This is a genomic window from Paenibacillus sp. TAF43_2 (assembly GCF_052113545.1).
In the GTDB taxonomy this organism is placed as follows: Bacteria; Bacillota; Bacilli; order Paenibacillales; family Paenibacillaceae; genus Pristimantibacillus.
The window spans coordinates 1-25,234 of the sequence record NZ_JBFRDK010000093.1; the positions used below are offsets into that span (position 1 = coordinate 1).

Below are 25,234 nucleotides of genomic sequence, written 5' to 3' on the forward strand. Positions count from 1 at the left end.
ATATGTGTCTCTAAGTCCGTTTCTTCCATAACATACAAACCGTATTCATCACAAATATCATAAAATCTCGGATCATTCGGATAATGTGCCGTTCTAACCGCATTAATGTTATGCTGTTTCATCATTTTCACATCTTGGATCATCGTCGATAGGGTGACTGTTCGTCCCGTATCAGGGTGATGGTCATGACGATTTACGCCTTTGAGCAAAATGGCTTTGCCATTCACCAAAAATTGGCCGTTCTTTACTTCTATCTTCCTGAAGCCCACCCGCTGAGCAACGGTCTCGATCATTTGTGCACTCTGATCCACAATACTTATTGTCAGATGATACAAAGCAGGAGCTTCCGCACTCCAAAGGGCTGGCTTCACAATTGGAATGGCGAAACTTGCTACGAAAGTCTGACCATCAGCAGATGAGATTTGCTTCACTGCTGAGGAAACAAAAGCACCTTCAGGGCCAAGCAGCTCCAGCCGAACTTCGCCTTGCAGATCCTCTCCACTCAGTTCCACCTGTACCGATAACATCGCATCGCAGTATTCACTATCCAAATCGGTAATGACTCGGTAGTCCACAATACGAACCGCTGATGGCTCCGAAATCAAATATACATCTCGAAAAATACCGCTCATATACCACATATCCTGATCTTCCAAGTAGCTGCCGTCCGACCACTGGTATACACGAACAGCTAGACGGTTGATACCCGGTTTCGCATAAGGCGTCAAATCAAACTCTGATGTCAATCGGCTTCCTTGGCTGTATCCCACGAATGTCCCGTTAACCCACAAATGAAAGGCACTATCAACGCCATCGAACTTGACGGCAAGCTTTCTTCCATTCCAATGTGCAGGCAGCTCGAATTCTCGTATATAGCTGCCTGTTGGATTATCATTCGGTACATAAGGCGGATCAACAGGGAATGGATAATACAAGTCTGTATAATGCGGATTTCCATAACCTTTCAGCTGCCAATGACTTGGAACCTGAATCTCATCCCAGCTGGATGTATCATAATGGTCTTCATAAAATCTATCCGGTGCCCACTCAGGCCCCTTCGCATAATGAAACTTCCAACTGCCATTTAATGAGCGGAACCAAGGGGAGCTCCCTCGGTCATAGCTCAAAGCTCCAGCACGATCGGAATACGGGATGAAATATGATCGGCTTTTCGCACGGCCACGTGCAAGTATGGCAAGGTTATCCCAATCGCGTTCTATTTTCTCGTTTCGCATCGATGCCGCTCCTCTCCTAAACCTATCTCTATCACTCTATCTATTCATGCTGCCTATCCCTTAATTCCCGTACCTGCTATTCCACCGACAATATAACGCTGTGCGAAAAAAAATACAGCGAGCGGAGGAATCGAGATGAGGCAAGTAATCGCCATAATCGACTGCATATCGACGCCGAACATGCCCTTGAACTGCGCTAATCCAAGCGTTAGTGTGTACTTCGACTGATCATTAAGGAAAATAAGCGGCCCCAGATAATCATTCCAGCAGCTCATCATTTGAAACACAGCGACTAAAATAAGCGATGGTCCCATGAGCGGCACTATAATCCGCACAAGAATTCCAATTTTGCTCGCCCCATCTATAGTTGCCGCCTCATCAAGCTCACGCGGAATCGTAAGAATAAACTGCCTCAGCAAAAATATGAAGTAAGCTGAACCGAACCAAGAAGGTACGATAAGCGGTTTGAGCGTATTAATCCATCCCAAATAGTTGAACTCCATATACTGCGGAATCATTGTCACTTCCCAAGGAACCATCATCGTCGCTAGTACAACTAGGAAAAGCAGATTGCGACCCTTAAAATCAAATCTCGCGAACCCGTAAGCTACTAGAGTACAGGATATTAACTGGCCAATCGTAGACAACGAAGTTACGATAAGCGTATTTTTCAGAAATAAGTTAAAAGGCTGCGTCGTCCATGCTTCCGCAAAGTTGCTGAATTTCCAAACCGAAGGAATCCATTTTGGCGGAAAAAGATACAGCTCCGATTGCGACTTAAGAGCGGTCGTTAACGCCCAAAATAACGGGGCAGCGAACATCAGCGAGCAGATGATCAGCAGCGTATAAACGATGATCCGCCTCATACGGATCTCCCCTTTCCACTGGACTTTGATTTCTTCTCCGGCAAACGCTTCATTTCACCTTCATAGAACACCCAAGCCTCTGACGACTTGAATACAAAAAAAGTCAATGTGAGCACAATAAGAAACATGAACCATGCGTTTGCAGCAGAATAACCCATTTTGAAAAACTTGAACGCATTCTCATACATGTACATCGCATAGAAGTACGTAGATTTCATAGGACCTCCGCCCGTGAGCAATAACGCGAGAGTGAGCTGTTGAAATGCCGCTATAATTGAAGTAATTAGGTTGAACAAAATCGTCGGCGTTAGCAGCGGGATCGTTACACTGATGAACTGCCTGATTAAACCAGCCCCATCTATCGATGCGGATTCATAAAGATCCTTTGGAATTCCCTTGAGCCCAGCGAGAAAGACGAGCATCATTGCGCCTTGTCCCCATAGGCTTGCGACAACCATAGCAACAAGAGACCACTGTGTTTCATTCAGCCAGTCCGGGCCTTGTACACCGACGAGTGACAGAAAATAATTCAATATGCCGTAATCACCGCTGTACACCCAAGACCAGATCATTGCTAAAGCTACACCTGAGATGACAGAAGGCAAATAAAATGCTGTTCGAAAAATCGCACTGCCCCGTGTCTTCTGGTTAAGAAGAATCGCAAGTCCGAGCCCAACTGCAATATTGAGCGGAACAAATAGCGCTGCAAACTTAATCGTGACGCCGAATGACTTCCAAAACAACGGATCATCTGTAAACATTTCTACATAGTTGCCAAATCCAATAAATTGCACCTTGCCCACGATCGGCCAATCAAAAAAAGAAATAATAAGTGAAAACAACAACGGTCCCAAAGTGAAAACGAGGAATCCAAAGATCCATGGAAAAATGAAGAGGTAGGGCACAGCCCCACCCCATCTGCGTTTCAGGCTGGCTGAATGTTTTCCTGCTGTCTGTGGGTAGGTCTGAGCCATCTCCTAACCTTCTTTCTGCAGCTATAATGTTATTTCAAGTAACGCTCGCTATCTTTTACCGCCTGATTCAATGCTTCCTGCGCATTGCTGCCATGCATAACTGCTTCTACTGCCGCGGAAAGCTGTCTATTCACTTCATTCCACTTTGCGTTAAGCAGGAAAGCCGGTGTATTATCAGAACGTTCAAGCATCGTGTAGTACGGCTTGTACAGAGGATCTTGATCTTTTTTGAGCTCTTCCACGACGCTTAATCTTACTGGCAAATCAGCTACGCGCATCTTGATTGCTTCATTCGATACATAATATTTGATAAATTCCCAAGCCAAATCCTTTTGCTTGGAATCCTTGGCAATGGACAGCGCAGATTCTGCGACAACGCCTTTAACCTGCTTGCCTGGAAATGCTGGCATCTCCACGGTGCCTACATCAATGCCAGCTTGCTTGAAAGATTCGAGCGGCCAAATTCCGCTCTCCCACATGGCGATTTTGCCAGCTTTAAAAATATCCTCGCCGCTTTGTTGACCTTTACCACCTGCAAGCACGGCAGAGCCGTCCTTTAACATGTCGCCAAACATTTGAATCACACCTGCTGTTTCGCTGCTGTTCATGTAACCGTCTATTGTTTTACCGTCATCCGATATATAGGAGCTGCCATTGCTCCATACAAACCCTTGCAGATCATAAGTGTCATTCTCAGCCCGAACTCCGAAGCCATATTGCTTCTTTGTTTTGTCCGTCAGCTGCTTGGAAATTTCTTGAAACTCATCCCATGTCCAGCCATCCTTCGGATAAGGAACCTTCGCATCATCAAACATTTTCTTGTTGTAGTACACAACACGTGTCGTGAAACCTGCAGGAATGCCATAAAGGTTGTTGTCAATTGTCGCGTAATTAAATAGGCCGCTGTAGAAGTCATCCTTTTTCAGGTCCGCATCACTGTCTGCATAGCTGTTAAGCGGCTCAAGCGACTGGTGATAGGTTGGAAAATCCCACATGTACATGACATCGGGAGGATTTGTAGCCCCAAAGCCTGCAGCCAGCTTTTGGTCAAATCCATCTGCGTAAGCCTCTACCTGAACCTTCGTGCCAGGATGATTGGCTTCGAACTTCTTAGCGATATCCTGCTCAATCTTGAGCGCATCCCCAGTATCCCATGTAGCGAATCGAAGCGTTTTCAAAGCTGTAGAACCTTTTTCATTATCAGGCTTCGCTGTCGTGCCATTTGTACTTTCGTTATTGCCTGAACATGCAGTAAGCATTGTCACAGTCATAACCGTCGTCACAATAATAAGAGAAATTTTGTTCTTCATTCTGGCAGCTCCCCTATCCGTGTAGTACTTCGTAATTGAACTGCTTTCATCTTAATAAAAATGAAAGCGCTACAAAACCGTTAAACATTCGAATGTTGGTGTGGTTTTGTTTGATTTACTTGGGAAGGTGCACATCTGTTTGGAGCGTACTGCCTTTTTGTTGGGTACGGTAGCAGCTGGGCGTTTGCCCCGTGCAGCGCTTGAACCATTTACTGAAATATTTGCTATCGCCAAGCCCTGTACGCTCGGCTATGTCCTGCATCGTAAGCGTCGTTTCTTTCAATAACACATAGGAAAGTTTCAGCTTGCGTTTATACTGATAGGCGACAAAGCTGTCCCCTACTGCTTTTTTGAACAGGATCGAGAAATGGCTGCGGCTGAGGCCGACCTGTTTGGCCACGTCGCTGACTGACCAATCTGCCGCTGGGTTATCATGCAGCAAGTTAACTGCTCGCCAAATTGCCTCTGGCCAATCCACTGCGGATACGCTGTGGGCTTTCTCCAGTTCTGCTTCTTTATGAAGCGCTGACCATGCTTGAAGTCGTTCATCCGCATGCATGAGCGGCCCTCTTTTGGCCCACTGCAGCTTCGTATTCTTGCTCTTTTGCTCCACTAGCAGCATGTCCAAGACATTTAATTTAGATTGCGGGACGATACAGTAGCAGCGTTCCTCCCCATAAGGAATAATCGTCCCTTCACAAATTTTTTGATCCTCGTATGTCACTTTCTTCAATAGATCAAGCCAGGATGACTCGCAGCCTGAAGTCTTGACCAAATAGATATAGACAGGCTCGCCATGGAAAGACCACTCCTCGCGAGTACGTTTCTCCATCTCGCCAATAAATTTATTGTTATGTCCATTCAACCAAGCGTACAACAGGGTACTCAAGCGTTCACCTTGATCAATGCCATTTTCTTCAAGCACCGCGGATTCCGAAGCCGCCCCCAGTTCACTCTGGAACTTCGCCAGCATTCCTTCCAGCTCTTYGTCCTCGAAGGCGGTTTTGAGCAGATAACCTGATGCGCCCAGCTTCATGCCCTGCTGCGCGTATTCAAAATCCCGGTGGCAGCTGAGTAAAATTATTTTTGTATGAGGAGCCTTCTCCTTTACTTTCCGTGATAATTCGATGCCATCCATCTCGGGCATGACAATATCTGTTATGAGAACTTCAGGCTGATGTTCAAGAAAAGCATCCCAGGCTTTGCGGCCGTTTGAAGCGTCAGCGACCACTTCCATTCCATATTTATCCCAAGGAACGGTTGAGCGAAGTCCCTTGCGGACAATACTTTCGTCATCTGCGATTAACACCTTAATCATCTTGGTTGCTTTCATGCAGGTTTTCCTCCTTTTTGGGCCATTCAATGATGATCGTAGTCCCTTCACCCTGAATCGATTGTACGGTTAACCCATATTGCAAGCCAAAATGCAGTTTAAATTTCTGATCGGCATTTTGCACACCAAGTCCTCCTCGGCCCTTGCGATTCGTCATATTGGGCAATAGTAGAAGCTTTAGCTTATCTGGTGAAATGCCAGCTCCGTTATCAGATAAACTAAGCAATAAATGATTGCCTTTTTCCTTTACGGTCAAATGGATCACACCCTTGCCATCCTCGAAGCCATGGAAAAAAATATTTTCGAACAATGGCTGCAGCGTCATTCGAGGAATCAGATAGCGTTTCAAATGCTCATCGCATTCCAGCTCATACTCGAACGTGGAACCGTAGCGAACTTCTTGAATTTTCAAAAAATGATCAATCATCCGAAGCTCACGTTCCATAGAAATCAATTCCTGTGAGATATCCAAATTACCCTCAAGCACCATCGTAAGGTGATACAGCATCTGACGGATATCTTCTGCTCCTTGCAGTCTCGCTTTCCATTGAATCGAATTAAGCGTGTTAAACAGTAAATGGGGATTAATTTGATAATGGAAAGCCTTAAGCTCCGCCTCCTTCTTAAGTCGCTCGCTCCGTTCAACTTCGCCAATTAACGATTGTATCCCGCTGACCATATTATTAAAGCTTGTATCCAGGATGCCTAGCTCATCATGGGATTCAACCTGAGTCCTCGTATGCAGCTTTCCGAAACTTACCTTCTGCATCGCATCCTTAAGGCGGCGAATCCGTGCGGTAAACCGGGAAGAGAACAAGTATGCGAGTCCAAAGGCCAGCAGACAGGAGCCAAAAGCGACGATGACGGTATTCGACCGTATAATGTCGGAAGTGCGATAAAAGGATGCAGCAGGCAATCGTGCCTCAATGCTCCACCCATTAACAGCAATAGTTTTAGTCCATAAGATGTCACTCTCTTTGGGCTCGAAGTCGGTTGCCGTCTCATAGATAATCCTTCCTTGTGGATCATCAATTTTGAGATGTGCCTTCGTATCATTCTCGAACAGCTTGAACATATGAAGCAGATCCTCGGCATTTTCTTCGATTAATATTTTACTGCCTCGCAGCGCTCCGTAAGGACTATTAACCGGTACTGCCAAGCCAAGCAATGAGATCCCGTTCTCCATCGTTTCGCCCATAGCATGGTTCYGAGAGTAAAATCCTAACCAATACTTGCCGCCAATCGAATGGTTCATGGCTTGCCATGCGGGAATGAGGCTGAGCTTGGATACATCAAGATTATTTTCCCCATAATAATAGCCGGAACTGGTAATAATATAGATGCCAATCGTTCGATCGGATTTAAGCGCTTTCAAAAGTGCTTCGAAATCATTTTTAACCATGATATCTTTATACGTAGTCGGCACGCGATCACTTAGATCAACGCGCGCAGGATCAAGCAAATAGGAATAAATAGTTTCTGTTGTCTGATTCATTCGATTCAAATAAGAGCTCATCTGCTGTTCCAATTGAGCCACTGCATTATCTCCATATTTGCCAAACTGAGAATTAATGACCTTCGCAGATTGGTAATAAGACAAAGCTCCAAGCGAGAGCAGCGGAATAATGGTCACAATGAGAAAACAGAAGAGCAGCTTGGTTCGTATGCTCCGGTAAGAGCCAGACAAAAGAGGAAGTCTGAGTTTCTTAAGTATATGATTCATCATAATTACATCCTTCCTCCTCCACTCCATAATACTTGAAGTGTATCATGGACCTCTTTTACCAAACAATGAGAAGCAATTCCAGCAAATATGCTGTGGACGACAACCCACCAATCACAAATGAGATCTTATTCCCATAAACGTCAAAAGCACCTCCCGTCAGCCTATTATTGGCTTATTGGAAGTGCAGTGATTCATTCGGTTGTATACTCATTCCCCAAAATGAGGAACACGCTCGACGTCCATGTAAACGCTCGATCACGTAAACCTTGACCCGTCATCGCATCGAAATTTTCGGCCATCCCGCTTCGGTCCAGCATCGCGCAAAACCGGCGTGAGACCATTTCAGCAAGCTCAAGATCTCCTGCTGCGACAGCACCTTCAACCAGTATCATAGTCGAGGGAGCCCAGATTGGACCGCGCCAATAGCCGTCAGCACTATAGAAAGGACTATTCACACTCTCCGTCGCCCAGCCATTAGCAGTTAAGAATCTGTTCTCATCACGCAGCCCTTCTAGCAGTGCAGTACGGATATGCTCAGGTAGACGTTTGCCCAATATAATTGGAACGAACAATAATAGGCTGTCTCCTTCGGATAGCTCATGCGTACCTGATCGGCAGGCTGTAAACTGACCATTTTTCCAAAAATGGCTGATCATTTTTTTCATTGTTCCCTCAGCAAGCTGTCTCCATTCGACTGCTTCTTCCACGTGACCGAACATTTCAGCAATTTCAGCTAAAAGCTCTGCTTGAAGAATAAGAAAAGCTGCTAAATCTGGGCTCTCTACCGGAATGCCATTGTTAAACGCCGTACTGTTGTCCCAGCCGGAGTCGTTGCCATGATTGTATTGCGGAATGCCATCGCTATCGCCATCGCGGTAGTTGAACCACCATTTTGTCCATTTGGACAAAGGCCCATAAACCTCACGAAGCTGCGTTTCCTTAATAAAATCGGTTCTCGCCATCATCCAAGCAAGTGTCCATCCATGAATGGGCGGTTTGTTGCAATTCCACAGCTCATATTTATCGTTGATGAAATCCGGGATAAGCCCGCTCTCATCCTGCCGGTCAAAGAAAATCATAAACTGATCCCATGCCAGCTTCGGATCATGGCGAACAAGCGCCATCGCATTAAAACAGTGATCCCAGCTCCAAATATTCGTCATCCAGTTCTTTGACATATACATCGCTGGCCGAGTGAGACAGCCTTCTGCCGGAACGAGGCAGGACCACGTAATATAAGCGGCAAGTACTCGGCTTTCTTCCCAGTGTTGTGGCAGCGTTAAACTATTATCCAACCACAAATTAAACTCTTCCTTCACTTGCTTTACGACGTCATCAAAAGGTTCCCAAGCCATTCGCGGCTCCAAAATGGTCCTAAACTCTTCAATAGCAAATTCTAATTTACCTGTATTATTGTCCGGCAAGAAATTTGCGATAACATACGAGCTTTTGATTTTGTCCCATGGTACTTCCATCCGCAGCTCTCCAACAAGCGCAGTAAGCATGAACCTGCATTCATGGGTGAAGCTGTTTACTTCCCAGCTGCTAGGTGACGCTTGATAAGCATAATCGTAAGCGGCCGTACGGAAGGTCAAGCGAATYCCGCAGCCGTTCGCGCGAACTCGGAATGTCCGGCTGTCAGATATACAAATTTCTGCCGTCAAGCCGCGTTCCGATATCAACTGAATCCGCTCCGGGAAAGCTTTGGACAGGAAAGATACAGATTGGCCGCTTTCATCGAGCATATCGATATGGAAAGCTTCGCCGAATTTATCATCGCCACCGCGCACGGTGCGCATATATAGGCCTTGTATTCTATCTTTGGCTTCAGGCAAAATGGAGATCGCTAGGAACGATTCTCTTCGACTGAAAGGTACTATACTTAAGTCAAAGTTCATATCTAATCTCCTTTACGGAATAGTATACGCTTTCATTGTATCGAAAGGCGTCCTCGGAAAAAACGGACAGTTGTTTCTGATGGGTGGGAAATTTGTTTCGTTAGAGGCTTTGTTTATTACGACGGGGGAGTTTTGTTTGATGAATGTTGTACTTTTGTTCGAATCGGTATTCCAAATAGTTCTTAAATTTGATCGTATTGGATTCAGACGATGACCTCCCTCCTCGATGCAACCTTCTCACTTTATTCCATCCACACGGATTGATCCTGTGGTTATTCCAACATATAAAAAATCAATCACGCCCAATGGACGTGATTGATTTTTTTTGTTGCGGTCTAAGGGAGATCACCACTGGCCTCATCGCTGTAGTTTGCTCTCACCTTGAGGTATTTTATAACCCGTTTCACCGTATTGAATTACTTACATTTCCAACTAAATAGTTCAGGAAACTAAATTGAGCTCATCCTTTCAAAATTTTTAAAGAAATCCTAAGAACTTATTTTCATAATAAGAATGGAAGCATTTGAATTTATTTGTGATCCCCCGGCATTGGTTTGTAATGTAACGCTAGAGGCGCTGGAATGATTTCTTAAAGTCAGTACATCACTAGCGGCAGCAGTAATAATAATCATGCCTGGATTAGGTTGAGTACCGGCACCCGAGCCATACACGCTTCCACCAACAGGGGCACCATTCTGATACAAGGTAAATTGATTACTTTCTACTGCAGTTACAATATAATAAACGGCATAGTCTCCAGCGTTATTTATCATAATTTGTGAAGTATTCGGTGTATGGGTGATGTTATTTAGATTACCATTGCTATCGAAAATAATATCCGTTTCTACCGCTACTGACTGGCTACCTGTATTGAATACATAACCGTAAGCTGACAACCCTTCACCTGTTGCTCCCGTTACTCCTGTCACTCCTGTTGACCCCGTTGCTCCTGTCTCACCTGTCTCACCTGTCACTCCTGTTGACCCCGTTGCCCCTGTTGCTCCCGTTACTCCTGTCGCTCCTATGACTCCTGTTGCTCCTGTTTCACCTGTTGCTCCCGTTACTCCTGTCGCTCCTATGACTCCTGTTTCACCTGTTGCTCCTGTTACTCCTGTTGCTCCTGATGCGCCCGTTGCTCCTGTTGCTCCTGATGCGCCCGTTGCTCCTGTTTCACCTGTTGCTCCCGTTACTCCCGTTACTCCTGTTGCTCCTGATGCGCCCGTTACTCCTGTTGCTCCTGTCGCTCCCGTTGCTCCTGTTGATCCTGTTTCACCTGTCGCCCCACCTGGATTTCCTGTTGGACCAGTTACTCCTGTAACCCCAGTTGCCCCTATTGATCCTGTCACACCTGGATCACCTGTTGCTCCCGTTGTTCCAATTGGACCTATCATTCCTGTCGCTCCGGTTGCTCCTGTAACCCCAATTGCTCCCGTTATTCCTGATGCTCCTGTTAATCCCGTTACACCTATTGCTCCCGTTGCTCCTGTTAATCCCGTTACACCTATTGCTCCCGTTGCTCCTGTTGCTCCTGTTGCTCCTGTTGTTCCGGTTGCTCCTTTAACACTCGCTGCTCTACGCTTTGCTTTGACATTTACTATAACTTCCTGTCTAATACCGCATTTACAATTCCTTTCCTTACACTTATGGCATCGTTTTTTTCTAAATTGAAAATGCCTGTGATTGTAACGAGCAAAACGTTTTTTTACTGTTATCTTCTTCAGTGATCTCATCTCCTTAGCTGCACCATATGAATCAAAATAGTGTTAGAACGCCATTATACAAAGCCTTCCTAAACAGCGATAACCAAGGCAATATCATATTAGACTAAACCTTGATCCCATCCCTGACTACGACCGTTATCCTTCCAGAACTGGTTTCACATCTACACTATTTATTAATAAAGACGAGTCAGCGCCGCTGGCTTGTCTCGCCCATTTGAGAATAAAAAATTTGATTAACTTATCGATGTTTTGAATCTTCACTGACTAAGCCACGCTAAATAAACAAGTAAATTGGGCTGGTGTTATTTTAAGCAGCTTCGGATTGCTTGAGCCATGTGCTGTTACACTCCGCACACTTTAAAAACAACTCACCCGGTAAGCTCCGTTTTTACTTTTAATAATCACATTACTCATTGAGCAATTGCTTACTCTGTCATCTAACATAAGGCACTGTATATCGTATGAAAGACATTCGTATAGGGCATGGGCCAATGTTCTAAAATGAATTTTATGCCAATTCGACGCGATTAGCCTTTAATCGACAAAAGTATGCCAAACTACGATAAACAAGAAATAAACAAACTCATCCGTAAATTTCTTGTTATTGACATGCGAATGGCTTCAATGATATATTGTGCATGCACAACATACACAATCTGCAAAGGAGTTGATTATATGCTTGCGTTAGAAATTAAAAATTTAAATAAAAAATATGAGCATTTTCATTTAAAAGACGTATCTTTYCAACTGGAAAAGGGTTATATTATGGGATTTATCGGAGCCAACGGCGCAGGAAAAACAACGACAATAAAAGCCATTTTGAATTTGATTCATAAGGATAGCGGCGAGATTAGTATTTTGGGCAAGGAGATGACCAAACACGAGCTCGAATTAAAACAAGAAATTGGCTCTGCCTTTGGTGACATCAATTTCTATACTCGAAACAAAGTCAAAACATTAACTAATGTAATCAAAAAGTTCTATCATAATTGGAATGATGAAGCCTATTACAATTATCTCAAGAGATTTAATTTGAATGAAAACAAAAAAATAGCTGAATTATCAACCGGGATGAAAGTGAAATACAGCTTAGCCATCGCTTTATCACACGGCGCAAAGCTGCTTATTCTTGATGAACCAACAAGCGGACTTGATCCGGTGGCAAGGGACAATTTATTGGATATTTTTCAGGAACTAGTAGAAGATGGTGAAATCAGCATCCTGTTTTCCACTCATATCACAACTGATTTGGAAAAATGTGCCGATTATATTACTTTTATCGATAACGGTCATATTATCAACAGCTCTGAGAAAGAAGAATTTATTGATACCTACCGCTTGGTGAATGGGAAAGAAGAACAATTGGATTTGATAAAAGACCAGTTAATCGCCTACAAAAAGAATTCATTCGGCTTTACAGCCTTGATTCATACTAAAGACTTTGATCCCTCTTGGAATATTAAATCAACTTTGCCTAGTCTTGAGGAGATTATGATCTATTTCGCGAAAAAGGAGATTATGCATGTATAATTTACTAATGAAAGAATTAAAGCTAGGCGTAAGCCCATTCTTTTATATCATGCCTTTTTTGACGGGTGCTTTAATGCTAATTCCATCATGGTTATATTTCCTTGTCATCCTCTACTTCTGTTTCCTCACGATTCCGAATATGTTTGCAGGGTATAAATCTCAGAATGATTTGATATTTACCAACATGCTGCCTGTAACCAAAAAAGACATTGTAAAAGCAAAGGTATACGTTATTGTTATTCTGGAATTAATGCACATCATTGTTGCCATGATATATGGTTTGATTACTATTCGCTTATATCCAAATCTGACCTATTTTTTCTTCAAACCATCCTTTGGTTTTTGGGGACTATGCTTCGTTATGATTGCGATCTTCAACATTATCCTTATATCGATGTATTATAAAACAGCCTATAAATACGGCGCAGCAACGATTGTGTCCATTACAGCTGCGATACTGTTTGCAGGAGGCGCAGAATGGCTCGGAATACAGAATTCATTTGTGTATGATCTTTTCAAAGGAAATGGTACTGATCATTTGGGAATTCATCTATCCATCTTGTTCTCGGGCATCGTCATATTTGCGATATTTACGATAATCGCTTATCATATTGCAATCAAACGTTTTCAGAAAGTGGAAATTTAATGAACATAGCTATTTCGAACTCATCTGATAAACCGATCTATCAGCAGCTTTTTGAACAAATTAGCGCACAAATTCTAAAAGGTGAACTAGAAAATGGTTACAGCTTACCTCCCATACGACAAGCCGCCACAGAGCTTCGTGTTAGTATCATTACCGTAAAAAAAGCGTGGGAAGAACTTGAACGGCTTGGCTTGATTTATACCGTAACCGGCAAAGGCTGTTTTGTAGCCGAGCTCTCGCCTGATGAGATGCTGCAAAAACGCAATGAAATGATTATGAAGCAAATGATTATTGACACTTCCTATTACAAAACCTTCGGCCTTACTTTAGAGGAAGTTTTCGAGCTTTTGAAGGAAATCTATTGAATAGGTTTAAAACAAATCAACCACGTCCTATGGGCGTGGTTGATTTGTTTTATTGGTGAATCCCACTATCTTTACCCAAATAGATTGGACAGTTCATCTGCATATAAAAGCACTACTGCAGCAGCTATCAAAAGATTTAATATGGCAGGGAATATTTTTCCGATTGGATGTTTGACTCTAAAATGCGTGAGGCACGCCAATAGCATCATGACGCCTACCAATAATGCGGTCCATGCCGCAATCCCCGCATACCAATAGCCGACAATGAGTCCTATGCAGGCAACAATTTGAACGTAGCCCGTAATGACGCGAAACCATTGAGGAAGTTTAATTGAATCAAACAGTTCAACCTGATGCTTTGCTCCTGCAATCTTGCTTCCTCCAAAAAAAGCCATGGAAAAAAGCAGCCAGCTTTGAAGAACAATGGCTAGTATATGCATTTAAAATACTCATCCTTTCTATTCTCTAATAAGACACCATTTGGTGTCCTATTCCATAATAGTACACCCACATATGTCTTGTAAAGCATTTATTACGATGTAATTTATGAAAATTTTATCCATTTAACGGTTTGGATTCTTAATACTCCGCATGCCAGCTCATCATAAAACATGACGCTTTTATTTTGGCAATATTTTAATGGTGCATCTCCCCATAGGCTAATGAGCAAAAAACCACGTCCGATGGACGTGGTTAATTTGTTTATTATGGTGGGGCCTAGAGGGTCCCTCATTACTACCAGCTTAACGCTCTCCTCCTATGGTTAGTTTCCACTGCTCCGATCAACTTCCAAAGAAGCCTTTCTGCCTTAGAATATCACATGTATCATTCCATAATTTACTTTGCATCTCCTTCATTCCCCCAGGATGCACGGGTACTATGGGATCGCCGGTTCCAACATTATAATATCCTCCTGATTTTCCCTGATAGTTAGGATCAGTCATTAGACGAATAATGATATCGGCTCCTCTTCGCGGATCCCCAATACGACAGAAATGGAGCAGACGCTCCAGCATCGAGGCAAACCATAATTCTCTTCCAAGACCCGTAACATTAAATCCCGGATTCAGTGCATGAATACTGATTCCTGTTCCATCCCATTGACGTGCAAGTTCAGCAGTAAACATTATATTTAAAAGTTTGGTTTTCCCGTATACCGCGGATGAGCCTTTAGAAGTAAAAGGAGCTGTATCGAGTAAATCCGCCGGTATCTTAAGCTCCCCATGACGGCGAGAAGCCTCAGAAGCAACATTAACAACAGTTGCACTTCCTGCTTTTTTCAAGGAATGATGCAAGAGATGGGTCAATAACCATGGCGCAAAATAATTCACAGCCATCATTTCTGCTAATCCGTCTGACGTAATCCTCTGTTCAAATGCATGAAGGCCAGCGTTATTTAATAACACGTCAATCTTGGGAACTGCGTCTGATATTTCTTGACCCAAACGATGGACATCCTTCATTGATGACAAATCACCATAGAAAAAGTTAATTTCAGCTGTTGGTGTCCGCTCCTTGATCATTTTTTCAGTTGCTTCTGCACGGCTCTTACTCCTAGCGGTTAGAACAAGATGAGCGCCTCGCTTAGCCATTTCGATTGCAACAAGCTGCCCCAAGCCACTTGTAGCGCCAGTAATTACGATTATCGGATTTGCTGTCATCTTCATTCTCCTTTATGGATTGCATGTTTTTCATGGTCATTTTGACATCCTATTGCTGAAAATATATAATTGATATATATCAACTATATATAAGTGATTGATATATGTCAATTAAATATAGAATGTGCTATCTTTGAAAAATCCAGGTTAGGTGGTACCAATAATGAATGAAGAACGTAAAGACACGCTGAGAGGACAATTAGAGCTGAAGCTCGGCGAACAAATCAACGCCCTCATCAGCGCCTCGCATGCGCTGAATGTCAGAACTTCTGCTTATTTCGATTCCTCAATACAACCTGCGGCTTTCCATATTGTGAGATGGCTGTACTCCCATGGTCCAACAAGCGCCTCTATTTTGGCAGATTCAACTGCTATGGACCGAAGCTCAGTCAGCCGTCTCGTCAAACAACTAGAGATTTTGGGTTATGTAAAAAGGGAAGGCTCTCCGGATGATCGCCGAGCGATACTTTTTACTCTCACAGAACTTGGACGCAAAAAAACATTTGATGCTCTGCGGGAAAAGGAAAACGTTTTTTATGAACGCATATCCCAATGGGATAATCAACAACTTGATACATTTATCGAAATGCTTAAGTCCATTAATGGATTTGAGCAAAATAATGAGATCCTATGAATTGGCCAAGGCTGAAAAATGTACGACATGATCCTAAAAAATCGCCTAATTGGGCTTGCTCGATCATTGGATCCCCTTGCAAGGCCCCACCAAACAACAAATAAACCACTTTAGATGAAGTAGTTTATTTGTTGTTTGTGAAGTTTATTTGGGGCCTAACCTAATGGCCATCAATACATCTTCCCAATAAAGCTTCATTTGTTCACGCGTATTCGGATGATCCAGATTCTCTGGATGGAAACTGATCGTTGTTTTGTCAGGGTTATCGGATAGCAGCCGGATTTGCAGCGTCGATGGTTTCTCCCATTCGTTTTTCTCCCACTTTAACCGAAGCTGCTGAAACGGTTTTACAACCCTGAATTCACCAGAAATACCTTCAGGAGTCGTAAAAGTCTCTCCCTTGTGAAATTTTAGGAACGATAGACTGCCGAGCCATAATTTCAGCCCTTCGGTAGAGGCAAGAAACGCCCATGCCTCTTCTCGCGAAATCGGAAACGTTCTCCGAACACCAACTTCATAACCCACCGATGCTGTTTGACCAACTATTTTGCCTGATTCGGAAAATTGTTTATTGCTCATTGCAACACCTCCCAAATGGTTGTAGGTACTCACTAACTAATGCTTAAAAACTACGGAGTCAGAGCTCTAACAAACAATTCAATGCTCGATTGCATAAAATTTTGCTGGGTCACCTTAGTGATGGATGACGCACCAAATAGCTGTGTTATGAAAGCTCCATAATTCATCCACATGAAGGTAATCGCCTGTGTTTCCGCATCGGTTGCAATCAGTTTGTTCTTTTCCTGCATGTCTGCAAAATAATTCGTCAATAGCTCCAATAGTTTCCGCGAATGCTTCTGCGCCTTCTCACGAATCTCGACCAGCTCGTTGTCACTCAAGACAATGAGAAACAGTTTACGGTTTCGATCCATGATCTCATGATACATTTGGCTTATCATGAGCAAGTCCGCTCTCAAATCCCAAATTACTTTTTCATGAAAAATCTTAGTCATTTCAATCGAATAATGATAATGATCGACTGCTTTGTCCAGTAGGTTTTGCTTGCTTCCAAAATTGCGGAACAAGGTCATCTCGCTAACGCCTGCCGCTGCAGCTATCTCCTTAGTTGATACGCCTTTGTAGCCTTTCTCAGCCATTAAATCAATTGCTGCCAGCATCAGCTTGCTTTTATTGTCGGTGGTCATCCTGTTCTCCAAATCCTCATTTATATTAGTAGATCCCAGATGTTTATAGTTAGTACATCGTGAAATGTCAACAGGCTCTTTGAATCTGGATTTAATCGCTAATGAAGCCAACTCGGCGAAAAGTTATTGCGATAAATTCAGACACCATTTTCCTTTGAGTGGCAATGCCATAGAAATTTCCGAACCACCAAATAAATATGGATTGCTCGATAAGAGTATTTTTGGATCTACTAACTCACTCCAATGACTGATATGCTAGCGAAAATAAATCAGTATTGAAGGAGTGGTTGAGAATGGATATGGTTCGTTACAAGGTTAGAGAGGTGCTCGATAGCAACAAAATTGAAGCTTTCCTAAGCAAAGCGCGAATTGGCCATCTAGGCATGGTTGATGGTCAGCTGCCCTATGTTGTTCCGCTCAACTTTGTTTGGGCAAATGAGAAGCTTTATTTTCATGGTGCCGCAGGCGGGAGACGCAATCAGGTCATGAGTGTAAACCCTGAGGTTTGTTTTACGGTTTGTGAAGAATATGGAACCATTACTGATCCAGTACCGGCTAAGACAGACACAGCCTATATGAGCGTCATGATTTTCGGCAAGGCCGAGCTCATCGTTGATCTGGAAGAAGCTACATATATGTTGCAGGAAATGCTCAACAAATATGTGCCTGGTTATTATAACCGCCCATTGTCCAAACAGCATGTAGATAAATACAGGTCTGCTGTTTTCAATACATCTGTTCAGGTGTACCGAATTGATCCCCATCAAATAACAGCAAAAGAAAATCCGATTGAGGCAGAAAAAATGTACAAGTAAAAAAGTCTAATGGATGACTATACAGAAAAAACATTGCGCATAGTCTGTGCGTTTCCAGAAAGAAGGCTGAACGGACATGGTCCATTTCGTTGAACAAAATCTTAGATCCGTAAGGGATCAGATGGAATTTGCTTGCCAGCACTCAGGACGCAAGAAAGATGAAGTGAAGCTTTTGTTAGCGACAAAAACGGTTCAGCTTGAAAAGTTGCGCATTGCCATACAAGCGGGTGAAGTATTATTTGGCGAAAATAAAGCTCAAGAACTTCGCGAGAAATTCCCGCTAATGCAGCAGTACAACCAAGTAGAATGGCATTTTATCGGACATCTGCAAACGAATAAAGTGAAGGATGTTGTTAAATATGTCACTCTCATTCATTCTGTGGATCGTTTGAAGCTCGGAAAAGCCTTGCATCAGCAGCTCCTCAAAGAACACAAAACTTTGGATATCTTGGTACAAGTCAATACATCATTTGAAGAAAGCAAATTCGGTGTTTTACCGGAATCTGCACTGGAGTTGGTTCAACAATTGTCTCATTTTGAAACATTAAATGTTAAAGGCTTGATGACTATTGGAAAACTGAATGCTACAAATGACGAGACAAGGCGCTGCTTCCGCTTATTAAAACAAATTCAATCACAGATTATAGAGAAGGAGCTGCCTAGGGTAACAATGGATATTCTCTCGATGGGCATGTCTGGGGATTTCAAGGTTGCTATAGAAGAAGGGGCAACCATTATAAGAGTAGGGACAAGCGTATTTGGCAAGCGATATTTACCGGATGAGTATTACTGGGATGAAACCGCACAACAGAATGATTAGGAGAGAGAATATGGATACAATATCATCTTCACTGCGCAGCCGTGATTTTATATCTCCTACCATAGCTGCTTTAATATCTGTCATTGTCAACTATGGCGGGACCTTTGTTCTCGTATTTCAAGCAGCCAAAGCAGCTGATCTGAGCGCTGAAATGACTGCTTCATGGGTAATGTCGATCTCCGTTGGTGTGGGGATTACTGGTATTTGGCTAAGTTATCGATACCGTGAACCGATTATTACGGCTTGGTCCACACCAGGTGCAGCTTTTCTCGTTTCGGCATTAGCAGTAACCCCATATTCTGAAGTGATTGGCGCTTACATCATCTCTGCTTTAGGGTTTATTGCTTTGGGATTATCGGGAATGTTCGAGCGTTTCGTACGGCTTATTCCCTCAGGCATTGCTTCTGGTTTGCTGGCTGGCATTCTATTGAAGTTTGGTATTTCAGCCTTCGGTGGAGCGGAATTTGACCCGTTACTTGTCGTTGTCCTATTTGCTGCTTATGTAATATTAAAAAGGTTTACATCCCGTTACGCTATCATCGGTATTTTAATAATTGGACTTATCTACCTGATTAGTGTAAAAAATGTTGATTTCAGCAATATCAAATGGGCAATCGCAACACCGATATTTGTTGTTCCCGAGCTTTCATTTGATACTTTACTCAGCGTAGCATTACCTCTATTTGTTATTACTTTGACGGGGCAATATATGCCTGGAATGCTAGTATTGCGAAATGATGGATTTAAAACGAGTGCGAATCCGATTTTGACAGTAACCGGTTTAGGCTCATTCCTTGCAGCACCATTCGGGTCGCATGCTTTTAATGTAGCAGCTATTACTGCAGCGATTTGTACAGGTAAAGACTCGCATGAAGATTCAAATAAACGTTATATAGCAGGAATTGCTTGTGGTGTTTTTTACATTATCGTCGGCCTATTTGGTGTGACGTTGGCTGCTTTGTTTCTGATTCTTCCTGCCACCTTCATCGCGACGTTAGCGGGACTAGCCTTGCTTGGAACAATTGGCAGCAGCCTTGCAGGCGCTTTAATTGATCCCATGGGACGTGAGACAGCTCTGATTACTTTTTTAGCAACGGCTGCAAATGTTACATTACTTGGTGTTGGCGGTGCATTTTGGGGTCTCGTTGCAGGTTTGGCTGCGCATGTTTTGATACATGGACATTTCCGCCAAAAATCACCCAGAATGAGTAGAATAAAACAAGCTCAGCAGAAATAGTAGGAAACATGATCATAAATACAGAGACAGATCGACTCACCCAAGAGACGGAGATGTTCGAATTATAGCAGCATCTCCGCAAGACGATTAATCCCTTTTTTTATTGCTGACTCATCTACTTTAGCAAAACCAAGCACCCACCCTTTTCGATTACTTTCCAAACAATAATGGCTCAGTGGATAAACGCGTACTCCCTTTTCTAACGCTTGGTTCGTAAAGGCTTGTTCATTAAACGAGTCTTCCGCTTCTAAAAACATGTGTAATCCCGTTTCTACGCCGCTTAGCTTGAAACGTTCTCCTAACCCAGATGAGCTAATGGCTTTCGACATCGCTTCATGTCTGCGCCGATATACGTTTCTGACCCTTCTCATGTGACGCATGAAATACCCATGTTCAATAAAGTGTGTAAGCGTTAATTGCTCCATAATCGGAAGGTGACGATAGGTTAGCTCTTGGACTTGTGCTAGCTGGCGAATGGCTTTTTGGGGTCCAATGATTGCGGATATTCGTATACCAGGAGCAATCATTTTTGAAAAACTCATCATATACAATGTGTTCTGAGATTGCTGGCTAAACAACGTAGGCAACGGGTCTCCACGATACCGAAATTCGCTGTCATAGTCGTCCTCCACAATCCAAAATTGCTGCTGAGCAGCCATATGTAGCAATTGTTGCCTGCGGGGCTCCGACATGATCACCCCAACTGCACACTGATGTGAAGGCGTAACATAAACAAGCTTTGATTGTGGATGAATGTGGTCTGCCTGTAATCCGTAATCATCAACAGGGACAGGAACAACATTCATCCGCCGATATTTCATGGCCATCCATGCGGCGGGGAACCCGGGATCTTCTACGGAAACCGTTTCTCCTTCATTTAATAGTGCTTGAGCGATCAAATCAAGGCTATGTTGTGCGCCCGAAGTTAAAATAATTTGATCGATATGCACATGAACCCCTCGCTCGAGTGACAGATAACGCCCAATCTGCTCGCGTAGTGGAACGAAACCATAAGCGTTGCCATATGTCCAACTGTCCAGGTCCGTTTCTTTCGAGGCTTGCAAAAATGATTGTCTCCAGTTTTTCTGAAAATGTTGATCCAAATACGGCTCATGCGGGCTGAAATCGATCTCAACATTTTGATATTCTTTCCCTCTAAACCAGCTCTGCAAATGACTGACTGCCTCGTTTAATAAAGGTAACTCTGGGGTGATAGGCCCTTGGGGTTTCACATCCTCTGCAAAACTTGTTCTGCTGGTCCAGTCGCTCACCCTTGTTCCGCCGCGCCTTGAAGTAACCGTGTAGCCGCGACTAAATAACTCCTCATAAACAATCTGTATCGTTGAACGAGAGACACCCACTAATAGTGCAAGTTCACGAGAAGGCAGCAGCAATTCGCCTGGCGGCCATTTGCCGGTTGTGATGTTATGGATTGCTTGATCAAGCAGTTGTTGCCATATTGGACGCTTGTCCTCACGGTTAATTTTCAGCATCCTGTTCACCTCTAGTTGTATTCGGATTAATTTATGGATTGCTTAAATTTCTTCTAATAACCATTTAGCAGCATTCCATTACTTGAAATACTATCATGCTTCTAGTTGCCCCAGCAATGTAGTTATAAAAAATAACCAATTCCATCCGGTTCATATCATCCTCAACAAGATAAATCGTGTACATAGCGTGATCTCCTTCATGTTTCTGTGCTTAGTCTAACAAATGATTATCGCCAAATTACCACAAAATTATGGGAAATTGTATGAAAAAAATATATAAATAGAAAACGATTGTCACAAATAAATAAACCACTTCAGCAGAAGTGGTTTGAATTTATGGTTTAATGGAGACTAGCGGGATCAAGCCGTTGACCTCTTGAAATATGCCCTAGCCCAAACATCACACAGAGAAAACTAAACGCCAAACTGCTTTAAATGATGGTCCAAGTGCTTAAAAATACCGATGCCCCACTGCTCGGAGGTAAGCTTGCCAAAAAAGGGGTGGGGATGAGTCGTGCACCTCTCCGGTCCATTGCGCTGAAATAAGTCGGTTTTTTGTTTCAATAATTCTTTTTCTTTCTCGAATTCTCTTTCATCTGTAAATTTAATGGTCGGGATCGTTGACATATTGCGGGGCAATGTTTTGTCATTATACATTATTGGTTTCACGAAGCCTCCAATCACGACCCCAAGCCATCCTCTCTTTGGAAAAGAAACGCCCGAGGCAATGTCCTGGAATGCGGAGCAGTGAGCCAGCATTTGAGCAGCATTCATCTGCCCCCAATGTGGTTCTGAATGACCCTCTAACTTATCGATACGTGCTAAAATCTCGTTCGTATGGTTTCGATCAAAAATACTYTTCATTCATTGCCGTCCCTTCTCCTTAAATGAGCAGTTCATAGAAACCATATTGGTTAGAAATAATCAATATGAGAATCGGACAAGCGAATCATCCGGCTTTTCAGTCGAGTTTGTCATGATTGCAGGTTACCATAATGACAACCTTCTGTCGATCATCCACCTTCCACTACTTCCGAGCGGTCGAAACTATAGAGGTATTGCACAACCCGAAACCCAAGCAGATCACTATTATCATATAAAAAGACTTCTGCATAGCAGAAGTCTCATGTCGGCTTAACAATATTTATGAGAATGTAAGAGGTCATCGGTTCAAGCGCAGTGTCTTAATCCAAAAAGCATTCGTTCGACTTTTTTATTTTTCGCGAATCCAAACCGTCATTTCGCCCGGCTTCCGATTACCCCAAAATGCGTATGGCACAGCCAAGATTGGGACGCTCTTCTTCTTTCGCATGACCGGCCTGTACAGATCATCTTCCCAACAAAAATCTGAACGCAGCCCTTCTCCGGTTAACACGACAATACCGCCTAGAACATCTTCCTTATACACTGCCGTTAATTCAGAATCTTCGGGAAAGCAGATGTCCGTAAGATCCGGCCCGTTGTCCACTTCCTCCATACAATAAACGAGCGGACCGTATTGCAAAGCGATTTTGCCAGCATTCTCGTGCACTTTGGGGTTCGACTCAATACGCTCGACGATCATCGGGAAATGCAGCTTGATTTCGTCGTTTTCCATCCATGTTCTGCTGATATGCGCATATCCGCTMTTGACGATCATATCCAGCGCTAGCAAGTTCCCGTTAACCGTGATGTAAGGGTCTCTGCACCATGAAGGAATCCGGAAAGAAAGCGTGCAGTCGGTCGGCTCATCCGTTTGCAGTCGGATCTGGATATCTCCGTTCCATGGATAATGAGTTTCCGTATGCAATATCAGCTTTCTTCCTTGAACATCGAATGTGCTCTCATTGGAAGCATAAAGATGCATAGCGATATCCGCACCGTTTTGCGTAAAGAAGTAAGTATCCAAAGACGTTAGCAGCCGCGCAATATTAGGCGGACAACAAGCGCAGCCGAACCATGGCACGCGCTCGGTTTTGACGTGCTGCATATCGTAACGGTATTGAGTTACAGCAGGATGAACCTCCAATGGGTTGACGTAAAAATAACGTTTGCCATCTAGCGACATCCCGCTCAGCACCCCGTTGAATAGAACGCGTTCCATTACATCCCCGTATCGGCTGTCAGTTTCAATCTGGAGCATTCTAAATGCCCACATGGCAAGTCCGATGGATGCGCATGTTTCAGTGTATGCCGTGTCGTTAGGCAGATCGTAATCAATCGTAAAGCGTTCGGCATGACCTTGCGAGCCAAGCCCTCCCGTTATATACATCCGCTTGGAAGTCACATGAATCCATAGTTTGCGTAGCGCTTCGGTCAGCGTTTCATCTCCGTATGCAATCGCGAGATCCGCCATAGCCGAATACAAATACATGGCACGCACAGAATGTCCTTCTGCCGTTTCCTGCTCTCTTACGGGGGTGTGAGCCTGATGGTAATCCAGATCGAACCAGCGATCCTTGGATGGTCCGCCGAACTCGGGCTCCTCCTTTAGGAAACTCGGCTTCTTTCCACGCTCCTCTACGAAGTATCGGCTCAAATGCAAATACCTTTGTTCTTTCGTTGCCTTGAACAGCTTTACGAGCGCGAGCTCAATCTCCTCATGCCCGCAGTACACCTGCATTTTATCCGAATCCGGACCCATAATCCGGTCTATATAATCGGCATAACGGCACATCATATCAACAAAAGCCCGCTTGCCCGTGGACTCGTAATAAGCCACCGCGGCCTCGATCAGGTGGCCCGCGCAATAAAGCTCATGCCCGAATGAAAAATCCTTCCAGCGCTGTTCCGGTGCAGCGACTGAAAAATAAGTGTTCAAATAGCCGTCTGACTGTTGGGCACGTCCCATCAGATCAACAACCGCATCGATGACGGCTTCGAGCTGCGGATTCGGAAAGTGCCTCAGGCTGTACGCAGCAGCTTCGATCCATTTGGCTACATCACTGTCCTGAAAGACCATTCCGTAGAAAGTTCCTGTCTGTTCTCCTGCCGAGATGCGGAAGTTTTCTACGGCGTGACTTGGCTCCGCGCCTTCGATTTCATCGTTCAGCGCCTTCCATTGATATGGAATCGTTTCCTGGATAGTTTGCCGAACTCTGGGCTGCCAAAATTGGTCATTAAGCCTCACATTCATTTCGATAATTCTCCTTTCATTGGGACATTGCGACATTGATCCGAACTAATTTTTCAATCCGGTCATCGTGATTCCCTCTACAAAATACTTTTGACCAATCAGGTAGAAAATGACACCCGGAGCAAAGGATAAGCACGTGGCGGCCATCGTCATCGACCAATCTTGCTTTAATTGACCTCTGAAATTGGTGAGCCCCAACGCTATGGTGAATTTATCGCTCGAATTAATGTAAATCATCTGTTGGAGCAAATCGTTCCACAAGCCGATGAAAATAAACAATGCGACGACGATCATGGCGGGCTTGATCGCTGGAATAATAATATTGAACAAGATGCGGAAGTATCCGGCTCCGTCAATCGTTGCCGCTTGGTCGAGTTCTCTCGGTATGGAGAGTATAAACTGTCTAATTAAAAAGATATTAAACGCGCCGCCTCCGCAAAAATATGGCAAAATCAATGGCAGATAGCTGTCATGGACCCCCAAACCCCGCGTCCATCCAATGTACAGCGGAATGAGCGTAACCATGGTAGGCAAAAGCATTGAACCGACACATAGGGCCCAGATCAACTGTTTGCCCCGAAACCGCAGCCTCGCAAAGGCATATCCGCACAAGGTGGCCGTAAACGTTCCCGCCAAACAGGAAGGAACGA

23 protein-coding genes are annotated in these 25,234 nt (G+C 43.8%); 7 read left to right on the forward strand and 16 right to left on the reverse strand.

Annotated elements, in window-relative coordinates:
* From AB4Z17_RS19440 to AB4Z17_RS19475, 8 genes are all read right to left on the reverse strand, one after another.
* A partial coding sequence (locus tag AB4Z17_RS19440) for a sugar-binding domain-containing protein (protein WP_441961488.1) occupies positions 1–1,235 on the reverse strand: 1,235 nt, incomplete at its 3' end.
* A 53-nt stretch (positions 1,236–1,288) separates the two neighbouring features.
* Positions 1,289–2,101, reverse strand: a complete 813-nt coding sequence (locus AB4Z17_RS19445; protein ID WP_441961490.1) for a carbohydrate ABC transporter permease — start codon at positions 2,099–2,101, stop codon at positions 1,289–1,291.
* On the reverse strand, positions 2,098–3,075 hold the full coding sequence (locus tag AB4Z17_RS19450; RefSeq protein ID WP_441961492.1) for a carbohydrate ABC transporter permease: 978 nt from the start codon (positions 3,073–3,075) through the stop codon (positions 2,098–2,100). The genes AB4Z17_RS19445 and AB4Z17_RS19450 overlap by 4 nt, the downstream gene beginning before the upstream one ends.
* Positions 3,076–3,104: 29 nt before the next feature.
* Positions 3,105–4,385 carry an ABC transporter substrate-binding protein gene (locus tag AB4Z17_RS19455; RefSeq protein ID WP_441909315.1) on the reverse strand — a complete coding sequence of 427 codons (1,281 nt, stop codon included), beginning with the start codon at positions 4,383–4,385 and terminating at the stop codon, positions 3,105–3,107.
* A 115-nt stretch (positions 4,386–4,500) separates the two neighbouring features.
* Positions 4,501–5,718 carry a response regulator transcription factor gene (locus AB4Z17_RS19460; RefSeq protein ID WP_441961494.1) on the reverse strand — a complete coding sequence of 406 codons (1,218 nt, stop codon included), beginning with the start codon at positions 5,716–5,718 and terminating at the stop codon, positions 4,501–4,503.
* The gene (locus AB4Z17_RS19465; protein WP_441961496.1) at positions 5,696–7,444 is read right to left on the reverse strand and encodes a sensor histidine kinase; all 1,749 of its coding nucleotides are present in this window, start codon (positions 7,442–7,444) and stop codon (positions 5,696–5,698) included. The genes AB4Z17_RS19460 and AB4Z17_RS19465 overlap by 23 nt, the downstream gene beginning before the upstream one ends.
* A gap of 191 nt (positions 7,445–7,635) precedes the next feature.
* Positions 7,636–9,342, reverse strand: a complete 1,707-nt coding sequence (locus tag AB4Z17_RS19470; RefSeq protein WP_441961498.1) for an amylo-alpha-1,6-glucosidase — start codon at positions 9,340–9,342, stop codon at positions 7,636–7,638.
* A 488-nt stretch (positions 9,343–9,830) separates the two neighbouring features.
* Complete coding sequence (locus tag AB4Z17_RS19475) at positions 9,831–11,072, reverse strand: BclA C-terminal domain-containing protein (RefSeq protein WP_441961500.1); 1,242 nt, start codon at positions 11,070–11,072, stop codon at positions 9,831–9,833.
* A gap of 666 nt (positions 11,073–11,738) precedes the next feature.
* On the opposite strand from AB4Z17_RS19475, the gene AB4Z17_RS19480 reads away from it, so the two are divergent.
* From AB4Z17_RS19480 to AB4Z17_RS19490, 3 genes are read left to right on the forward strand one after another with little or no spacing between them, the layout of a single operon-like run.
* Positions 11,739–12,593: an ABC transporter ATP-binding protein gene (locus tag AB4Z17_RS19480; protein ID WP_076270474.1), complete on the forward strand. Its 855-nt coding sequence runs from the start codon at positions 11,739–11,741 to the stop codon at positions 12,591–12,593.
* Positions 12,586–13,239, forward strand: a complete 654-nt coding sequence (locus AB4Z17_RS19485; protein WP_076270473.1) for an ABC-2 transporter permease — start codon at positions 12,586–12,588, stop codon at positions 13,237–13,239. The genes AB4Z17_RS19480 and AB4Z17_RS19485 overlap by 8 nt, the downstream gene beginning before the upstream one ends.
* Positions 13,239–13,604 carry a GntR family transcriptional regulator gene (locus tag AB4Z17_RS19490; protein ID WP_441961502.1) on the forward strand — a complete coding sequence of 122 codons (366 nt, stop codon included), beginning with the start codon at positions 13,239–13,241 and terminating at the stop codon, positions 13,602–13,604. Before AB4Z17_RS19485 ends, AB4Z17_RS19490 begins: the two co-directional genes overlap by 1 nt.
* Positions 13,605–13,675: 71 nt before the next feature.
* On the opposite strand, the gene AB4Z17_RS19495 is transcribed toward AB4Z17_RS19490, so the two are convergent.
* The gene (locus tag AB4Z17_RS19495; protein WP_441961504.1) at positions 13,676–14,044 is read right to left on the reverse strand and encodes a DoxX family protein; all 369 of its coding nucleotides are present in this window, start codon (positions 14,042–14,044) and stop codon (positions 13,676–13,678) included.
* 342 nt (positions 14,045–14,386) lie between these two features.
* On the reverse strand, positions 14,387–15,265 hold the full coding sequence (locus AB4Z17_RS19500; RefSeq protein ID WP_441961506.1) for an SDR family NAD(P)-dependent oxidoreductase: 879 nt from the start codon (positions 15,263–15,265) through the stop codon (positions 14,387–14,389).
* 163 nt (positions 15,266–15,428) lie between these two features.
* Between AB4Z17_RS19500 and AB4Z17_RS19505 the strand changes: the two genes are divergently transcribed.
* Positions 15,429–15,899: a MarR family winged helix-turn-helix transcriptional regulator gene (locus AB4Z17_RS19505; RefSeq protein ID WP_076270469.1), complete on the forward strand. Its 471-nt coding sequence runs from the start codon at positions 15,429–15,431 to the stop codon at positions 15,897–15,899.
* 144 nt (positions 15,900–16,043) lie between these two features.
* On the opposite strand, the gene AB4Z17_RS19510 is transcribed toward AB4Z17_RS19505, so the two are convergent.
* Both AB4Z17_RS19510 and AB4Z17_RS19515 read right to left on the reverse strand, forming a co-directional pair.
* Positions 16,044–16,478, reverse strand: coding sequence for an SRPBCC family protein (locus AB4Z17_RS19510; RefSeq protein ID WP_441961508.1), 435 nt, complete (start codon positions 16,476–16,478; stop codon positions 16,044–16,046).
* 50 nt (positions 16,479–16,528) lie between these two features.
* Entirely contained in the window at positions 16,529–17,104 is a 576-nt protein-coding gene (locus tag AB4Z17_RS19515) for a TetR/AcrR family transcriptional regulator (protein ID WP_441961510.1), read from the reverse strand.
* 293 nt (positions 17,105–17,397) lie between these two features.
* Between AB4Z17_RS19515 and AB4Z17_RS19520 the strand changes: the two genes are divergently transcribed.
* The 3 genes from AB4Z17_RS19520 (at position 17,398) to AB4Z17_RS19530 (ending at position 19,976) form a co-directional block, all read left to right on the forward strand.
* On the forward strand, positions 17,398–17,919 hold the full coding sequence (locus AB4Z17_RS19520; RefSeq protein ID WP_441961512.1) for a pyridoxamine 5'-phosphate oxidase family protein: 522 nt from the start codon (positions 17,398–17,400) through the stop codon (positions 17,917–17,919).
* A gap of 76 nt (positions 17,920–17,995) precedes the next feature.
* On the forward strand, positions 17,996–18,739 hold the full coding sequence (locus AB4Z17_RS19525) for a YggS family pyridoxal phosphate-dependent enzyme (protein ID WP_441961514.1): 744 nt from the start codon (positions 17,996–17,998) through the stop codon (positions 18,737–18,739).
* Positions 18,740–18,749: 10 nt separating this feature from the next.
* Positions 18,750–19,976, forward strand: a complete 1,227-nt coding sequence (locus AB4Z17_RS19530; protein WP_441961516.1) for a benzoate/H(+) symporter BenE family transporter — start codon at positions 18,750–18,752, stop codon at positions 19,974–19,976.
* Between the two features lie 62 nt (positions 19,977–20,038).
* On the opposite strand, the gene pdxR is transcribed toward AB4Z17_RS19530, so the two are convergent.
* From pdxR to AB4Z17_RS19550, 4 genes are all read right to left on the reverse strand, one after another.
* A complete protein-coding gene (pdxR, locus tag AB4Z17_RS19535; RefSeq protein WP_441961518.1) occupies positions 20,039–21,469 on the reverse strand; it encodes a MocR-like pyridoxine biosynthesis transcription factor PdxR in 1,431 nt (476 codons plus the stop codon).
* Positions 21,470–21,883: 414 nt separating this feature from the next.
* Positions 21,884–22,333: a DUF1569 domain-containing protein gene (locus AB4Z17_RS19540; RefSeq protein ID WP_441909288.1), complete on the reverse strand. Its 450-nt coding sequence runs from the start codon at positions 22,331–22,333 to the stop codon at positions 21,884–21,886.
* Between the two features lie 349 nt (positions 22,334–22,682).
* Positions 22,683–24,584, reverse strand: a complete 1,902-nt coding sequence (locus AB4Z17_RS19545) for a glycoside hydrolase family 127 protein (protein WP_441961520.1) — start codon at positions 24,582–24,584, stop codon at positions 22,683–22,685.
* A gap of 45 nt (positions 24,585–24,629) precedes the next feature.
* The coding region (locus AB4Z17_RS19550) for a carbohydrate ABC transporter permease (protein WP_441961521.1) at positions 24,630–25,234 on the reverse strand (605 nt) is incomplete at its 5' end.

Bases quoted from the DNA above. Each gene is read 5' to 3' on its own strand.
- AB4Z17_RS19445 (WP_441961490.1), bottom strand. From the start codon at position 2,101: ATGAGGCGGATCATCGTTTATACGCTGCTGATCATCTGCTCGCTGATG.
- AB4Z17_RS19510 (WP_441961508.1), bottom strand. From the start codon at position 16,478: ATGAGCAATAAACAATTTTCCGAATCAGGCAAAATAGTTGGTCAAACA.
- AB4Z17_RS19500 (WP_441961506.1), bottom strand. From the start codon at position 15,265: ATGACAGCAAATCCGATAATCGTAATTACTGGCGCTACAAGTGGCTTG.
- AB4Z17_RS19490 (WP_441961502.1), top strand. From the start codon at position 13,239: ATGAACATAGCTATTTCGAACTCATCTGATAAACCGATCTATCAGCAG.
- AB4Z17_RS19455 (WP_441909315.1), bottom strand. From the start codon at position 4,385: ATGAAGAACAAAATTTCTCTTATTATTGTGACGACGGTTATGACTGTG.
- AB4Z17_RS19525 (WP_441961514.1), top strand. From the start codon at position 17,996: ATGGTCCATTTCGTTGAACAAAATCTTAGATCCGTAAGGGATCAGATG.
- AB4Z17_RS19530 (WP_441961516.1), top strand. From the start codon at position 18,750: ATGGATACAATATCATCTTCACTGCGCAGCCGTGATTTTATATCTCCT.
- AB4Z17_RS19505 (WP_076270469.1), top strand. From the start codon at position 15,429: ATGAATGAAGAACGTAAAGACACGCTGAGAGGACAATTAGAGCTGAAG.
- AB4Z17_RS19475 (WP_441961500.1), bottom strand. From the start codon at position 11,072: ATGAGATCACTGAAGAAGATAACAGTAAAAAAACGTTTTGCTCGTTAC.
- AB4Z17_RS19515 (WP_441961510.1), bottom strand. From the start codon at position 17,104: ATGACCACCGACAATAAAAGCAAGCTGATGCTGGCAGCAATTGATTTA.
- AB4Z17_RS19520 (WP_441961512.1), top strand. From the start codon at position 17,398: ATGGATATGGTTCGTTACAAGGTTAGAGAGGTGCTCGATAGCAACAAA.
- AB4Z17_RS19485 (WP_076270473.1), top strand. From the start codon at position 12,586: ATGTATAATTTACTAATGAAAGAATTAAAGCTAGGCGTAAGCCCATTC.
- AB4Z17_RS19495 (WP_441961504.1), bottom strand. From the start codon at position 14,044: ATGCATATACTAGCCATTGTTCTTCAAAGCTGGCTGCTTTTTTCCATG.
- pdxR (WP_441961518.1), bottom strand. From the start codon at position 21,469: ATGCTGAAAATTAACCGTGAGGACAAGCGTCCAATATGGCAACAACTG.
- AB4Z17_RS19450 (WP_441961492.1), bottom strand. From the start codon at position 3,075: ATGGCTCAGACCTACCCACAGACAGCAGGAAAACATTCAGCCAGCCTG.